The sequence below is a fragment of the Actinomadura sp. NBRC 104412 genome (assembly GCF_030269515.1).
Classification (GTDB): domain Bacteria; phylum Actinomycetota; class Actinomycetes; order Streptosporangiales; family Streptosporangiaceae; genus Spirillospora.
In genome coordinates this window covers 26,098-41,213 of sequence record NZ_BSTM01000018.1, presented here as the reverse complement: position 1 = coordinate 41,213, position 15,116 = coordinate 26,098, and the positions used below count along the sequence as shown (strand labels likewise).

Sequence of the window (15,116 nt, the reverse complement as noted above, 5' to 3'; positions counted from 1 at the left end):
TGGCGCTTGTGGCGTTCCTGCCCCCTTCACACCCCCCAGGCGCGCCCGGCCCTCCGGCGGCTGAGCCGCCCGGCGGTCGGCCTGGGGCCGCTCCCCTGCCCGGTGCCCGTCCGTCCATGACGGGGCCTCATTACGTGCCGCAGGGGCCGATGCCCGGCACGGTGCAGGGGGTGCCCATACAAGGCGCTTCTGCCTTCTATGGGGGTAACCCGGCGACCGTCCTCGGGTTGCGTGCGCGGCAGTGGATGGTCGTGGCGATCGTATTGGGATGCTGCTACGCGATGGTGTGCGCCGTGGCGGGTGTCGCCGCGTGGACGACGCTGACCCGTGAACCGACCACCGCCGAGCTGGAACGCGCCGCGAACGCGGAGGTGGCGCGGCGCTGGCAGGTCTGGCCCGCGGGACGGATCTTCCCCGAGCGGCTGCCCTACACGGTCCGCAGGGACAAGACCGAGTACGCGTCCCGGCTCGGCATCGCCGCCGAGGGCAACTGCCAGAACACCGTGGACCCCGAGATCGCCTCGGTGCTGAGCCGGCACGGCTGCCGCGCGGTGCTGCGCGCCACGTACGCGGACCAGTTGCAGGGGATCGTCGTGACGGTGGGCGTGGCCGCGTTCCCCGACGCATGGAAAGCCGACCGCGCGTACCGGGAACTGCCCAAGAATCCTGCGGCGGACCGGTCGAGCGGCGTGCGCCCCGCGCTGCGCGCCGTCTCGTTCCCCGGTACGGCGTCGGCCCGGTTCCTGGACGCGGCCCGCCAGGACCGAACCAGCGACCGCGGCGGCCCGTACGTCATGCTGACGACCGCCGGCCACAGCGACGGCCGTCCGGCGGCCGCGATCACCAAGAGGCTCCCGGGGAACCCGTACGCGTTCGCGGCCCAGCTTGCCGACGCGGTCGTCCGGCCACTGTCCGCGAGGGCCGTGCCGGACTGCTCCAGCCGAGAATGGCGGTGCTGAATGGGTTCGTTCGGGGGTGGTGCCCGCCGGGCCGTTGTGGCGGCCCTGGCCGTGCTGGCGGGCGGGTGCGCGACCGTTCTCGTCCCCGCCGGACCGGTTCCCGCGGCCGCCGCCGACGAGGTCCGTGACCGGCAGCGCGCCATGATGACCACGCTGGACGTGCAGTCCGCGTGGCGCGTCACCCGGGGCGCCGGGGTGACCGTCGCGGTGGTGGACTCGGGCGTGGACGCGAGCCACGCCGACCTGACCGGCTCGGTCACCACCGGGCCCAACATGCTGAGGTCCGTCGACGCGGGCACCCGGCCGGCGCGGCTGCACGGCACCGGGATGGCCTCGCTGATCGCCGGGCACGGGCACGGGCCGGGACGCCGGGACGGGGTCATGGGCGTCGCGCCGGAGGCGAGGATCCTGGCGATCCGCGCCATCGCCGAGCGCGAGGACGCCTCGTTCCCGGCGTTCCGCGCCTCCGAGCGGGCGCAGGGCGCGGTGGCGCGCGGCATCCGGTACGCGGTCGACCGCGGCGCCGACGTCATCAACCTCTCGCTCGGCCGGAACGAGGAGAACCCGGACGACCGGGCGGCCGTCGCCTACGCCATCTCCAAGGGCGTCGTGGTCGTGTCCGCGGCAGGCAACGATGGCACGAAGCGCGGGCTGCTCGACGACGACGGTTTCGCCCCCTACATGTACCCGGCCTCCTATCCCGGTGTGATCGCCGTGGCGGCCACCGGCGAGGACCATGCCCGCGCGCCGTTCTCCAACCGCAACTATTCGGTGCTGGTCGCCGCGCCCGGTTCCGGGCTCCCGGTGGCGGCGCCCGGCGGCGAGTACTTCCTGACCGACGGGACGAGCGACTCCACCGCCCTGGTCTCGGGCATCGCCGCGCTGATCAGGTCCAGGCATCCGAAGCTGCCGCCGACGCTGGTCGCCCAGGCCATCATCGCCGGGACCCGGTACGGGCCCAGCGGCACCTACAGCCCCGATGTCGGCTTCGGGGAGGTCAACGCCGCCCGCGCCCTCACCGCCGCCGACGCGCTGACCAAGCCGCGTCCCGGCGCCGCGGGCAAGCCCGCCGGGCAGCGCTTCGGCGCCGCTGAGCAGGGCCCGGTCGAGGTCGTTCCCAGGCCCGCCTGGGTGACGGTCGTCATCATCGTCGTCGTCGGCATGGGCGTCGTCGGGGCGCTGGCCGCCGTCGCCATCGCGATCACCCTGGCCCGCCGTCATCCGCGCAACCAGCGGCCGGACCTCGCGGCCATGGGCCTCGCCGGACCGGCCGGTGGCGGCGGTTTCGCGATGGCGGGTGCCACGTATCCGCCCGCCCGGCGGGACTACTGGACGGCCCCCGAACCGGGCTCGCCCGGCGCGGGCGCTCCGGTCGGCCGGCCACGGCTGCAACCTCCGGAGCCCGACGACGGGGACCCCGCCCCGGAGTGGAAGTGGCCGGACTCTCCGCGCTGAACGGCGGGTGCGTCCGCCTGTGGTGGCGACGCCTACCGCCGGTGGGCCAGAATCGGCGGGTGCGAGCGGATCCTGACGACTATGCCGAAGCCGTGCTGGACACCGTGGAGCGGATCCCGCCCGGCCGCGTCCTGGCGTACGGCGACGTGGCGGAGATGGTGGGCAGCGGCGGGCCACGCCAGGTGGGCCGTGTGATGTCCCTGTACGGGGGAGGGGTGCCGTGGTGGCGGGTGATCCGCGCGGACGGCAGTCCTCCTCAGGGGCACGAGGTCAGCGCCTTGAAGGAGTACCGGGCCGAGGGCACGCCCCTGCGTCCGGACGGCCGCCGCGTGGACATGCGCCGCGCCCGCTGGGACGGCCGCTGACCACCCCGGCGGTGAGCGCGCCGCGCGCGCTCACGCCTTGAGGCCGTCCGCCGCCCCCTCGGGCATGGCCGCCTTGCGCCGGGCCACGAGGCGCGGTGCCGTCTCCTGGACCGACATCGCGGCCAGCCCGGCGACGGCCACGGCCCCCGCGGCCAGCAGCATCGGCGCGGTCAGCCCGAGACGGTCGCCGAGCTGCCCGCCGATGATCGGCAGCAGCGTGGTTCCGATGATCACGCCGGCGAAGTTGACCGCGCCCATGGCGGTGGCCTGGATCCGCGCCGGCACCTGCTCGACCACGCAGGTCGCCGAGCCCAGCGGGACCAGCACGCCCTGGAAGAACCCGCTGGCCGCGAGCAGCGCGGCGGACATGACGACGCCGAACCCGCCCAGCACGTAGAAGGTGAGGAACACGCCGCTGGCCAGCCCCGCCCCGACCAGCATGGTGCGCCGCCCGATGTAGTCGGAGACGGTCGGCAGCACCAGCGTGCCCGTCAGGGTGGCGAGCCCGAAGACCGCGAGCACCGAGCCCGCGTCCACCAGGCTCAGCCCGCGCGCGTCGGTGAGGAACACCGCGTTGAAGGCCACCGAGACCTGGAGCCAGCCCAGCGCGCCGCTCTGCACGATCATGAGCGCGACCACCCGGCGGTTCCGCACGACCTTCAGGGCCTCCAGCAGGCCGGGCTTCTCCTCCTTGCCGGCCGGCCGCGCCGGTTCCCGCATGACGACGTACAGGCCGAGGACGACCAGCAGGAACACCCCGCCGATGATCGGCCACACCGGACGCCAGCCGAACGCGTCGGCCATCCGGGTGATGATGACCGCGCCCAGGACGCTGCCGAACAGCGGGTACCCGGCGGTGAAGATCGACTGCACGAGCGCGCGCCGCTTGGCGGGGAACTCCGCGGCCAGGACGGCCTGCGCGTTCGGCCACCCGACGCCGTCGCCGAGACCGACGAACTCGCGGACCACGAACATCGACCAGAAGTTCCACGTGCCGCCCATGGCCGCCGTGGAGACGCAGGCCAGCGTGGCGCCGGGGATCAGCACGGCTCGCCGCCCGTGCCGGTCCGACAGCCAGCCGGCGAGCCAGCTCGAGAACGCCCAGGCCAACGAGGTGCCCGAGATGAGCAGGCTGGCCTGGGTGTAGGTCAGCCCGAACTCCGGGATGATCACGGGGAACAGGTAGGAGATTCCCAGCCGGTTCAGCCCGACCAGCCCCCAGAAGGCGGTCAGCAGGCCGAGCACCAGCCAGGGACGCGGGATGATCGGCCCGCGGGCAGCGGGCGCGACTGGCATTGCGGGCATGGCGGACCTCCGCCTCGGCTCATCGCAGCGATTCGGGGATCGCGGGCTCGTACTCGTGCAGGGCGGGGAGCACGTCACGCGCGAACCGGCGGATCTGCTCCTGGAACATCTCGCCCGGCATCGACCCGCGGTTCAGGTTGACCAGGACCTTGCCGGCGCCTGCCTGCCGTGCCTGGTCGAGGATGCGGTCGCGAACCTCGTCGGGCGACCCCCACGCCCAGTTCGCGGCCTCGCGTTCGATGTCGGCCATGGTCTGGTCGCGATAGTCGGACTTGGCGCGGCGCGCGGCCGGCAGGTTCTCCGGCCGGACGTAGTCGAGCGAGCTCGCGCTGACATACCCGGTCTTGCGTTGCGCGCCGACCTCGGTCTCGTTGCCGTGGCTGAACAGCGTGCGGTTGAAGTAGAGCAGGTGCGGCCCGGCCTCCCGTACGGCCTGGGCCTTGTCGTCGGCGACGTACGCGTCGACGTTCAGGTGCACGTGGTCGGGTGTCAGCGTGTGCCCGGCCTCGCGCAGGCAGGACGCGTAGTAGCGCAGGACGTCGTCACGCAGCCCGGGATGCCCCAGGCCGGGTGTGATGGCGACGTTGTTGCGGCCCGCCCATTCGATGGTCTCCTTGCTGCTGGTGACCGGCACCCAGGTCGGCGGGTGCGGCTGCTGGACGGGACGGGGCCAGATCGCCACGTCGCTGTAGGACCAGAACCGGCCCTTGTAGGTGGTCACCTCGTCGGTCCACAGGGCGCGCACGATCTCGTACGCCTCCTCGAAGCGCGCCCGCGACTCGGCCATCGGCACGCCGTAGACGGTGTGCTCGCGCGGGATGCCGCGGGCGAACCCGGCCACGACCCGGCCGCCGGACATGCAGTCGAGCATGGCCAGTTCCTCGGCGACGCGCAGCGGCTCGTGCAGCGGCAGCAGGTTGGCGTAAATGTGCAGCCGCAGCCGCCGGGTGCGCTGGGACGCGGCGGCGGCGAGCAGGTTCGGCGAATTCATCAGGCCGTAGGGAGAGGTGTGGTGCTCGTTGAAGCCGACACCGTCATATCCCAGTTCGTCGAGCAGTTCCCATGCGCGCAGATGGTCGGCGTAGGTGCGGACCGCGGTGTCGGGGTCGAAGTGCCGCCGTTCCAGCGGCCAGGGCAGTTCGCCGTTCTCGACCAGGTGGTCGACGCGGGCGGCGTAGGGCATGAGATCGAAGACGACGACTTCCATGAAGCTCCATTCGGCCGACGTTTCCCTGGATTCGGAGGAAGGGAGCGAAGGGGGGTGGAAAGCGTGGTCCGCTGATATTTCAACTAGTTCACGATCACGGTAACCCCGGCCATTCATGGCGACAAATAATTGTTCGTGCATCACTGATGACTCAAAGTCATCAGTGGCGCCTCCCTGGGCACGGGGTCCCCGCCGCGCTATGAAAGGCACATGATCCATGAGAGTGAGACGGCACCCCCCGCCGCATCGGAGCTGGTCGCGACCCTGGCCGATGAGGGCGTCACCCATCTGTTCATCAACCCGGGGACGGACACCGCGCCCGTCCAGGAGGCCCTCGCCGCGGCGCGCGTGGCGGGCACCCCGCACCCCCGCTCGATCCTGTGCACGCATGAGTTCATCGCGCTGTCGGCCGCTATGGGGCACTACTTCGCCACCGGAGAGCCGCAGGCCGTGATGGTGCACGTCGACGCCGGGACGCTGAACCTCGGGGGCGCGATCCACAACGCCCAGCGCAACCGCCTGCCCGTGGTGGTGTTCGCCGGCCGCACGCCGTACAGCACGTCCCCTGACGTGCCCGGCCACCGGGACACCTTCATCCACTGGCCGCAGGAGCAGCCGGACCAGCAGGGCGTGATGCGCGGGTTCGTCAAGTGGACGATGGAGGTGCCGCGCGGCCGTGAGCTCGGCACGATCGTGCGCCGCGCCTACCAGGTGGCACGTTCCACCCCCACCGGCCCCGCGTACGTGACGTTGCCCCGCGAGGCGCTGATGGAGCCGGGTTCGCGGGCACCGGCGGCCCGCCTGCTGACGCCGCGTCCCGCCGCGCCCGACCCCTCCGGCCTGGCCGACCTCGCGGCGATCCTGGCGGACGCGCGCCGCCCGGTCATCGTGACCGCACGGACCGGGGCCGACCCGGCCGCCGTCGGCGCGCTCGTCACGGTGGCCGAGCTGCTGGGCGCGCCGGTCATCGACCAGAAGCACCGGCTCAACTTCCCGCCGCGGCACCGGCTGTACGCGGGCGCGGACACCACGCCGCTGCGCACGGCCGACGCCGTCCTCCTGCTCGACACCGAGGTGCCCTGGGTGCCCGCGCTCGAAGGCCCGCCCGCTGACGCGGCCATCGTGCAGATCGACATCGACTGCGTGAAGGCCACGATGCCCACCTGGACCTATCCGGTGGACGTCGCCCTCAACGCCGACACCGCGCTCGCGCTTCCTCTGCTGGCGGAGGAACTGCGCGGCCTGGCCACACCCGAACGTGAAGCCCGCTGGGCGTCCCGCCGCGAGGAGGCCGCCGCGGCGATGGCCGAGCTGCACCTGGCGTGGGAGGCGCTCGGCGGCTCCTCCGAACCCCACGCGGCAGCCGACGCGATGCTGCACGCGCTGAACAAGGCGCTGCCGCCGGAGGCGGTCGTGCTGGAGGAGGCCGTCACCAACAAGCCCGCGGTGGCCCGGCAGATCGTCCGGGAACCCGGGCAGCACTTCGAGACGGGGTCGCCGGCGCTCGGCTGGGGCGTGGCCGGCGCGCTCGGCGTCAAGCTGGGACGTCCCGACGCGCCCGTGGTGACGATCACGGGGGACGGGTCGTTCAACTTCGGCGTGCCGACGGCGGCGCTGTGGACCGCGCGGAACGCGGGCGCGCCGTTCGTCTCGGTGATCCTGAACAACCAGGAGTACCGGGCGTCCCGGCTGCCGGTGCAGGCACTGTTCCCGGGCGGCAGCGCGGTCGAGGGCCGCGACTTCCCCGAGACCGTGCTGTCGCCCGCGCCGGACTACGCGCGGCTCGCCGAGGCGTTCGACGGTCACGGCGAGGTCGTGGAACGTCCCGACGACCTGCCCGCCGCGCTCGGCCGCGCCCTGGAGGCCCAGGCGGACGGGCGCTGCGCCGTCATCGACGCCCGTCTCCCGTCGGGAGGCTGACCTCCGGCCCGGCCTCAACAGGCGCCCGGCCCGCCCTCGCCCAGGCCGGGTGCCTGTTCCGCGTGCCAGGGACGGGTGCGCAGGAAGCCGTCCAGCAGCGGCCCGGGGTCGCCGCGCCAGGCCGCGGCGAGCCTGAACCGCGGCTCCGGGTCGCGCAGCGGACGGTAGACGACGCCCGCGCGGGCCATGACCCGTGTGGACGCGGGCACGAACGCGATCCCCACGCCGGAGGCCGCCAGCCCGACGGCCACCAGCGTGGTGGTCACGCCATGCTCGACGCGCGGGTCGAACCCGGCCTCGCGGCACAGCGTCACGTAGTAGTCGTGCAGCTCGGGCTCCTGCGAGCGGGGGATCATCACCAGCGGCTCGTCCTTCAGCGCGGTCAGCGGCACCTCGGGGAGCGACGCCAGCGGGTGCTCGGCCGGGATCGCGGCGACCACCGGCTCCTCGTACACGGTCTCGTGCCGCAGATCGCCGGACTCGAACGGTATCCGGGCGAAGGCGATGTGCAGCTTCCCGGTCAGCACGCCGTCGATGGCGGCGCGGTTGGTGAGCTCGCGTACCACCAGCCGCACGTCGGGGTATTTCTCCCGGTACGCACGCAGGGCCGGGGGCAGGACGCTGTTGAGCGCCGGAGGGATGAACCCGATCACCAGCTCGCCGCCCTCGCCGCGGCCCATCGCCCGTGCCCGTCCGGCCGCCCGTTCGGCGCGGGCGAGCACGTCCAGGGCGTCGGCGAGGAAGGCGATGCCCGCGTCGGTGAGCCGCACCCGGCGCTTGGTGCGTTCCAGCAACAGGACGCCCAGTTCCTTCTCCAGCGCCGAGATCTGCTTGCTCAGGGCGGGCTGGACGACGTGCAGCCGCTCCGCGGCCCGCCCGAAGTGCAGTTCCTCGGCGACCGCGACGAAGTACCTGAGATGCCTCAGTTCCACGCGCCGATTGTGCTCCGCGGACCGGGGTCCGCCAACGCCGCAACCGCAGGCCGGAAACCCGCACGTGCCGACGGTCTCATCCGCGACATGCGGCCGATGTGGTCAGAGAAGCCTCGGTGATCTGCTGCAATGAACTGTTGTGCCACAAGCCTCCTACCGTCTCGTGCGCCGCGCGGGTCCCGCGCGGGCCGTCCCGCCGGTGCTCGACGAGCGGCAGCGGCGGGTGGTCGAGCATGCGGGCGGGCCGATGCTGGTGCTGGCCGGGCCGGGGACGGGCAAGACGACCACCATCGTGGAGGCCGTCGTCGACCGCATCGAGAACCGCGGTACCGATCCCGAGCGGGTGCTGGTCCTCACCTTCAGCCGGAAGGCGGCGGGCGAGCTCAGGGAGAGGATCACCGGGAGGCTGCGCCGCACGACGCGCACGCCGCTGGCCCTGACCTTCCACAGCTACGCGTACGCGCTGCTGCGCCGCAGCGCGGTGATGAACGGGGAGGACCCGCCGCGCCTGCTGTCCGGCCCCGAGCAACTGCTGGAGGTACGCCGGTTGCTCGAAGGCGAGCTCGCCGACGGGGCGCGCGACTGGCCCGAACACCTGCGGGCCGCTCTGGGGACGCGCGGGTTCGCCGAAGAGCTGCGTGACTTCATCCTGCGCGCCTCCGAACGCGGGTTCCTGCCCGAAGACCTGGTGGCGGCGGGCCGCGCCCGCGGTCGGGACGACTGGACGGCCATCGGCCGGTTCATGGACCGGTACACGGCGCGGTTCGCGGTGGACCCCGTGCAGACCTACGACTACACCGAGCTGATCCACACCGCGACGTGGCTGCTGGGGGAGGACGAGGACGTCCTCGACCGCGAGCGTGGCGCCTACGACGTGGTGTTCGTCGACGAGTACCAGGACACCGACCCCGCCCAGGAGGCGCTGCTGCGGCGCCTCGCGGGGGACGGGCGCGACCTGGTGGTCGTGGGCGACCCCGACCAGTCCATCTACGGGTTCCGCGGCGCGGACGTGCGCGGGATCCTGGAGTTCCCGCAGCGCTTCCGGACGATCCACGGCGACCCCGCGCCGGTGGTGGCGCTGCGTGACTGCCGCCGCATGGGCCCGGAGATCCTCGGCGCGTCCCGGCGGATCGCGCGGCGGCTGCCCGCCGGCGTGGCGTCGGCCGAGCACCGCGCCCTGCGTCCCATCGAACGTCCCGAGAGCGACGGCGTGGGCGACGAGGTGCGGGCGGTCATCGCGGACTCCGAGAGCCAGGAGTCGGCGCTGGTGGCCGACGAGCTGCGCCGCGCCCACCTGCTGGACGGGGTGCCGTGGTCGCGGATGGCGGTGCTGGTGCGCAGCGCGGTCCGGCAGGTCCCCGCGCTGCGGCGCGCGCTCGCGCAGGCGGGCGTGCCGGTGGTCGTGGCGGGGGACGAGGTGCCGCTGATCGCCGAGCCCGCGGTGCGGCCCATCCTGATCCTGCTGCGCGCCGCGCTGAAGAAGGGGTTCCTGGACGAGGTCGTCGCCGAGGACCTGATGACCGGTCCGCTGGGCGGCGCGGACGCGCTGGGCATGCGGCGGCTGAAGCGCGCGCTGCGCGACCTCGAGGACCTGTCGGGAGGGCGCCGTCCGCTGAACGAGCTGCTGGTCGCGGCGATCGAGGACCCGCGCGAGCTGATCCCCGTCCACGAGAAGGTGCGGGCGCCCGCCGAGCGGATCGCGGCGCTGGTCAAGCTGGCCCGCGACACCACGAGCCAGGGCGGCACCGCCGAGGACGTCCTGTGGGCGGTGTGGCGCGAGAGCGGCCTGGCCGACAAGCTGCTGGAGCAGAGCGTCAAGGGCGGGACGCGCGGCGCCGCGGCCGACCGCGACCTGGACGCGGTGGTCGCGCTGTTCGAGCACGCCGCGCGCTTCGTCGACCGGGTGCCGCAGGCGGGACCCGAGCTGTTCGTCGACAACATCGCCGCGCAGGAGATCGCCGGTGACACCCTCGCCGAGCAGGCGCCGCAGGGCGAGGCGGTGCGGATCCTGACCGCGCACCGCTCCAAGGGCCTGGAATGGGACGTCGTGGTGGTCGCGGGCGTCCAGGAGGGCGTCTGGCCCGATCTGCGGCTGCGCGGGTCGCTGCTGGGCATCGAGGAGCTCATCGAGCTGGCGGCGGGCAGCGAGCTGGAACGCGAGGCGGGCGACTACGCGCTGACGCGCGGCGGTGGACGGGACGGCGGCGGGACGGCCGCCGCGGCGGGCGCGTCGATGGCCGCGAAGATGATGGACGAGGAACGGCGGCTCTTCTACGTCGCGGTCACCCGGGCGCGGCACCGGCTGGTGGTCACGGCGGTCGGCGGCGACGACGCGGAGGAACGCCCGTCCCGGTTCCTGAACGAGCTGCTGCCCGGCGCGATCGAACGCTCCCAGTTGGACGAGAGGACCCGCTGGCTGTCGCTGCCCGCGCTGGTCGCCGACCTGCGCTCGGTGGCGGGCGACCCGTCCCGTCCCGAACCGCTGCGGCGCGCCGCCGCCGGTCACCTGGCGCGGCTCGCGCGGGCGGGGGTGCGCGGCGCCCGTCCCGAGAACTGGTACGCCATCACCGCGCTGTCCGACCCCGGGCCAGCGTTCGAGGAGGACGAGCGGATCACCGTCTCCCCGTCCCAGGTGGAGACGTTCACCACCTGCGGTCTGCGGTGGCTGCTGGCCTCGGCGGTGGGCGCGCGGGAGGGCGGGCCGGACGAGTTCAGCACCATGGGCAAGGTGATCCACGCGGTCGCGGAGCTGGCGGGCGCCGACGACGGCGTCACCGAGGTCGACCTGGCGCGGCGGCTCGACGACATCTGGAACGACCTGGAGTTCCGCAGTTCCTGGTATTCCGACAAGCAGCGGCGGCAGGCCGCCGAGATGGTCGACAAGTTCCTGGACTGGCACCGCGACAACCCCAACGAGGTCGTCGCGCTGGAGGAGTCGTTCAAGGTCGACCTGGGCCGGATCGTCATCAAGGGCCGGATCGACCGGGCCGAGCGGGACGAGGACGGCCGCGCGGTCATCATCGACATCAAGACCGGGTCCACCGCCGTCCCGAAGGAGGACCTGGCCCGGCATCCGCAGCTCGGGGTGTACCAGTACGCGGTGATGCTCGGCGCGTTCGAGCGGCACGGGCTGATCGAGCCGGGCGGCGCCAAGCTCGTCCAGGTCGGCAAGGCGTCGTTCACCGCGAAGGCGCGCGAGCAGGAGCAGCCGCCGCCGGGGGAGGACCCCGACCCCGAGTGGCCGAAGAAGCTCGTCGAGCTCGTCGCGACGGGCATGGCCGGGGACGTGTTCCAGGCCCGCGCCAACGACAAGTGCCGCACCTGCCCGGTCCGGTCCTGCTGCCCGGTGCACGAGGAGGGCGGCCAGGTCGGCCCGTAAGCCATCGGAAGTCCGCTGTGACGAGCCGGGAACGGCCGGAAGCGGCTGGGAGCGGCTGGGAACGCGTCGGCGCGGCATGAGACCCTCGTAAGTCGTCGCGGCGTGAGGGGGGAGAGCGGGTGATCACTCCGGCGGAGCTGGCCCGGCTGCTGGAGATTCCCGAGCCGACCGACGAGCAGGCCCGGGTCATCGAGGCGCCGATGGCGCCGATGGCCGTCATCGCGGGCGCGGGCTCGGGCAAGAGCGAGACGATGGCGGCGCGGGTGGTGTGGCTGGTCGCCAACGGGTTCGTGCGGCCCGAACGTGTCCTCGGGCTCACCTTCACCCGCAAGGCCGCGGCCGAGCTGGGCACCCGTGTGCGCAGGCGCCTGGACAGGCTGCGGGAGGTGCTGCCCGCCGACGAGCTGGCGCGGCTCGGCGGCGAGTCGCTGTTCGACGGCGAGCCGGTGGTGTCGACGTACCACTCGTACGCGGCGCGGCTGTTCGGCGACCACGCGCTGCGCGAGGCGCTGGAGCCGACCACGCGGCTGATCTCCCCGGCGGTGGCGTGGCAGATCTGCTCCCGCGCGGTGGACGCCTACGACGGGCCCATGGACAAGATCGAATGGCAGCCCGACACGGTCACCAAGGCGGTGATGGAGCTGTCCGGGGACCTGTCGGAGCACCTGCGCACCGCCGACGACGTCCGCAAGGTCGGGGCCTGGCTGGACGAGCGGTTCGCCGCGCTGCGCAGGCCGCTGAAGCCGCAGAAGGACATCCTGGCCAAGCACGCGGTGCGCGAGCAGCTCATGCCGCTGGTCGAGGCGTACCGGCGCGCCAAGGCCGACCGCGAGGTCATGGACCACGGCGACCAGATGGCGCTCGCCGCGCGCATCGCCTACAAACACCCCGAGGTCGGCGTCATCGAGCGGTCACGGTTCTCGGTGGTGCTCCTGGACGAGTACCAGGACACCAGCCACGCGCAGCTCGTCCTGCTCAAATCGCTGTTCTCCGGGGGCCATCCGGTGACGGCGGTGGGCGACCCCTGCCAGTCCATCTACGGCTGGCGCGGCGCGAGCGCGGGCAACCTGCTGCGGTTCGCGTACGACTTCCCGCTGAGCGCGCCCGTAGCCGGGCGGCGTCCGGAACCGGCGCCGGTGGTGCAGCTCAGCCGCAGCTTCCGCAACGGCGAGCACATCCTGGACGCGGCGGCCACGATCCAGGAGGAGCTGCGGGCGGACACCGCCGCCGTGCCGCGTCTCGTCCCGGGCGCCGGACGCGAGGGACGCGGACGGGTCGAGTGCGCGCTGTTCGAGACCATCGAGGAGGAGGCGCGGCGGATCGCGGCCCGCGTCGTGGCGCTCATGGCCCCCGATCCGTTCGTCGCCCCGGACGGCGGCGAGTGGCCGGGACCCGAGCCGTTGCGGTTCTCCGACATCGCGATCCTGGCCCGCAAACGCTCCCAGTTCCCGGTGCTGCGGCGCGCCCTGGAGGACGTCGGCGTGCCGGTGGAGGTGGTCGGGCTCGGCGGGCTGCTGACCGTCCCCGAGGTGCAGGACGTGGTCGCCACGCTCCGCGTGATGCACGACCCGACGGCGGGCGCGTCCCTCGCCCGGCTGCTGACCGGGCCGCGCTGGCGGCTCGGCCCCCGCGACCTGGTCGCGCTCGGCCGCCGCGCCCGCGCCCTCGCGCAGGAGGCCGCCCGCGACCTCACGCCTCCCGAAGGCGTGGAACCGGCCGAGGAGGAGGCCGCCCCGGCGGAGGACGATCCGCTCCGGCAGCTCGTCGGCGAGCTGAACCAGGAGACCGGCAGCCTCGTCGACGCGCTCGACGACCTCGGCCCGCCGGTCGCGTACTCCCCGGAGGGCTACGCCCGGCTGCGGCGGCTGCGCGACGAGCTGCGGCATCTGCGCGGCCAGGTCGGGCTGCCGCTGCCCGACCTGGTGAACGAGGTGGAACGGGCGCTCGGTCTCGACATCGAGGTCGCCGCCCGCACCGGCCTCGACCCGGTCACCGCGCGCGCCGACCTGGACGCGTTCATCGACGCCGCGTCCACCTTCGCCGGGGACGCCGAGGACCCGACGCTGGGAGCCTTCCTGGCGTACCTGAAGGCGGCCGAGAGCGAGGAGTTCGGGCTGGAGGCCGGGCGGGTCGGCGAGACCGACAGCGTCAAGCTGCTCACCGTGCACGCGTCCAAGGGGCTGGAGTGGCCGGTCGTCATCGTGCCGGGCCTGTCCTCCAGCGCGCGGAAGAACGGCGCCCCGGCCAAGGGGTCGATCTTCCCCTCGCCGCCGCAGAACGCCACCCGCTGGACCGCCAACCCGCGCGTCCTGCCGTTCATGCTGCGCGGCGACCGCGCCGACCTGCCCGCGCTGCGCGGCCTGGAGAAGGACGACCTCGCCGCGTTCGACGCCGCCTGCTCCGAACGCGACCTGAGGGAGGAGCGGCGCCTGGCCTATGTCGCCGTGACGCGGGCGTCCAGCCTGCTCATCGCCACGGGGTACTGGTGGGGGGCCTCGGGGCGCCCGCTGGGCCCGTCCCCGTTCCTCGAGGAGATCCGGCGGGCGTGCCTGGCGGGTGCCGGGACGGTGCCGGCCTGGGCGGATCCACCGGAGGAGGGCGAGTCCAACCCGCTGCTCGCCGAACCCGACACGTCCGCCTGGCCGCCGGAGCCGGGCGCCGTGGGCGACCGCGCGTCACGGCGGCGGTACGAGGCGGTCGTCGAGGCCGCCCGGATGGTCGAGGACGCGATGCTCGGCCGTACCCGTCCCTGGGCCGGGAACGCCGGGCTGAGCGACGCCGACCGGCGCCGCATGACCGCCTGGGCGCGGGACGTGGAGCTGCTGCTGGCCGAGCGCGACCGCGGCCGCGGCGGCGACGGGACGCTGGTCGAGCTGCCCCCGCACCTGTCGGTGTCGTCGCTGGTGTCGCTCGCCCGCGACCCCGCCGAGCTGGCCCGGCGGATCCGCCGCCCGATGCCGCGCCCGCCCGCCCCGTACGCGCGGCGCGGCACGGCGTTCCACGCCTGGCTGGAGGGGCGCTGGGGGCAGCAGCGGCTGCTCGACCCCGACGAGCTGCCCGGCGCGGCCGACGAGGGCGCCGGGGAGGACGCCGAACTGGACGCGCTGCGGGAGAGCTTCGAGGCGTCCGAATGGGCGGCGCGCGAACCCGTCGACATCGAGGTCCCGTTCGAGACCGTCATCGGCGACCGCCTCGTCCGGGGCCGGATGGACGCGGTGTTCCGCACGGTCGACGGGCACGGGTACGAGGTGGTCGACTGGAAGACCGGCCGCCCGCCGTCCGGCGACGACGCGCGCTTCGCCGCCGTCCAGCTCGCCGCGTACCGGCTGGCCTGGGCCGAGCTGGCGGGCGTCCCGCTCGACCGGGTCAGCGCCGCCTTCCACTACGTCCGCGCGAACCTCACCGTCCGCCCCGCCGACCTCCTGGACGCCGACGGTCTGGCGGCCCTGCTCGACGCGATCCCGACCGCGTGATCGCCACCGCTCGGCGAAAGGGACATACCTGACTCTGGTCACGCTGGGTGCCATCGGGGATGATGCGCGCAACATCTCGCGAGCGGAAGGGCGATCGAGCGAGGCAGGTCGAACGGGGGGC

The 15,116-nt window shown here is 73.7% G+C and carries 9 protein-coding genes; 6 read left to right on the top strand and 3 right to left on the bottom strand.

The window, feature by feature from the left end:
• The first annotated feature begins 116 nt into the window (after positions 1-116).
• The 3 genes from QSK21_RS21980 to QSK21_RS21970 are packed head-to-tail and all read left to right on the top strand — an operon-like array spanning position 117 to position 2,779.
• On the top strand, positions 117-959 hold the full coding sequence (locus QSK21_RS21980) for a hypothetical protein (protein WP_285698518.1): 843 nt from the start codon (positions 117-119) through the stop codon (positions 957-959).
• Entirely contained in the window at positions 960-2,414 is a 1,455-nt protein-coding gene (locus QSK21_RS21975) for a S8 family serine peptidase (RefSeq protein ID WP_285698515.1), read from the top strand.
• Between the two features lie 59 nt (positions 2,415-2,473).
• Complete coding sequence (locus QSK21_RS21970; protein ID WP_285698512.1) at positions 2,474-2,779, top strand: MGMT family protein; 306 nt, start codon at positions 2,474-2,476, stop codon at positions 2,777-2,779.
• A 30-nt stretch (positions 2,780-2,809) separates the two neighbouring features.
• On the opposite strand, the gene QSK21_RS21965 is transcribed toward QSK21_RS21970, so the two are convergent.
• Positions 2,810-4,084 carry an MFS transporter gene (locus tag QSK21_RS21965; protein WP_285698510.1) on the bottom strand — a complete coding sequence of 425 codons (1,275 nt, stop codon included), beginning with the start codon at positions 4,082-4,084 and terminating at the stop codon, positions 2,810-2,812.
• Between the two features lie 19 nt (positions 4,085-4,103).
• Positions 4,104-5,291 carry an LLM class flavin-dependent oxidoreductase gene (locus QSK21_RS21960; protein WP_285698506.1) on the bottom strand — a complete coding sequence of 396 codons (1,188 nt, stop codon included), beginning with the start codon at positions 5,289-5,291 and terminating at the stop codon, positions 4,104-4,106.
• A 210-nt stretch (positions 5,292-5,501) separates the two neighbouring features.
• Between QSK21_RS21960 and QSK21_RS21955 the strand changes: the two genes are divergently transcribed.
• Entirely contained in the window at positions 5,502-7,211 is a 1,710-nt protein-coding gene (locus QSK21_RS21955) for a thiamine pyrophosphate-requiring protein (protein WP_285698503.1), read from the top strand.
• Between the two features lie 14 nt (positions 7,212-7,225).
• On the opposite strand, the gene QSK21_RS21950 is transcribed toward QSK21_RS21955, so the two are convergent.
• Positions 7,226-8,143: a LysR family transcriptional regulator gene (locus tag QSK21_RS21950; protein WP_285698500.1), complete on the bottom strand. Its 918-nt coding sequence runs from the start codon at positions 8,141-8,143 to the stop codon at positions 7,226-7,228.
• A 139-nt stretch (positions 8,144-8,282) separates the two neighbouring features.
• On the opposite strand from QSK21_RS21950, the gene QSK21_RS21945 reads away from it, so the two are divergent.
• Both QSK21_RS21945 and QSK21_RS21940 read left to right on the top strand, forming a co-directional pair.
• On the top strand, positions 8,283-11,522 hold the full coding sequence (locus tag QSK21_RS21945) for an ATP-dependent helicase (protein ID WP_285698497.1): 3,240 nt from the start codon (positions 8,283-8,285) through the stop codon (positions 11,520-11,522).
• Between the two features lie 119 nt (positions 11,523-11,641).
• On the top strand, positions 11,642-14,995 hold the full coding sequence (locus QSK21_RS21940) for an ATP-dependent helicase (RefSeq protein WP_285698494.1): 3,354 nt from the start codon (positions 11,642-11,644) through the stop codon (positions 14,993-14,995).
• Positions 14,996-15,116 lie beyond the last annotated feature (121 nt).

Coding starts and splice junctions, on each gene's coding strand:
- QSK21_RS21980 (WP_285698518.1), top strand. CDS start 117: ATGACGGGGCCTCATTACGTGCCGCAGGGGCCGATGCCCGGCACGGTG.
- QSK21_RS21975 (WP_285698515.1), top strand. CDS start 960: ATGGGTTCGTTCGGGGGTGGTGCCCGCCGGGCCGTTGTGGCGGCCCTG.
- QSK21_RS21965 (WP_285698510.1), bottom strand. CDS start 4,084: ATGCCCGCAATGCCAGTCGCGCCCGCTGCCCGCGGGCCGATCATCCCG.
- QSK21_RS21960 (WP_285698506.1), bottom strand. CDS start 5,291: ATGGAAGTCGTCGTCTTCGATCTCATGCCCTACGCCGCCCGCGTCGAC.
- QSK21_RS21955 (WP_285698503.1), top strand. CDS start 5,502: ATGATCCATGAGAGTGAGACGGCACCCCCCGCCGCATCGGAGCTGGTC.